The sequence below is a fragment of the Cohnella baijiui genome, from assembly GCF_020731285.1.
Taxonomy (GTDB): Bacteria; Bacillota; Bacilli; order Paenibacillales; family Paenibacillaceae; genus Cohnella.
Genome location: NZ_JAJFOW010000139.1, coordinates 1 through 382, shown reverse-complemented (window position 1 = coordinate 382; position 382 = coordinate 1). Strand labels below are relative to the sequence as shown.

The window sequence follows — 382 nt, the reverse complement described above, 5'->3', positions numbered from 1 at the left end:
GTTGAATAGAAGGATGAGTTTTTGAGCAATCGAGAAGAAGTCCTTCGCTATCATAGGTGATAAACTTTAATAAAATACTACATGTTATCTAGGATTTCATTAAATCGTGACAGAGAAAGAAGTAACTTTGAGATGGCTTCTTTCTGATTGTAGCTAGTAGAAGGGAGTAAACAAGATGAAAAAGCAAGTGTTGTTCATTCATAGTGCAGGAGCCCAAGGTCTTCACCAAGGAAGCAGCGACCTAGTAGCATATGTAAAAGACGCACTGGGTGATGAATACAATTTGTTATATCCCAAGATGCCTAATTCTGAAGATCCTGAGTATACGCTTTGGAAGCTTCAGCTTGACAAAGAATTTGCTTCGTTAGACGGTGAGGTGCTT

The 382-nt window shown here is 38.7% G+C and carries 1 pseudogene; it reads left to right on the top strand.

The features are described 5' to 3' along the window. Positions 1 to 175: 175 nt before the first annotated feature. Positions 176 to 382, top strand: a pseudogene (locus LKX83_RS32015) (serine hydrolase family protein); the annotation flags it as partial.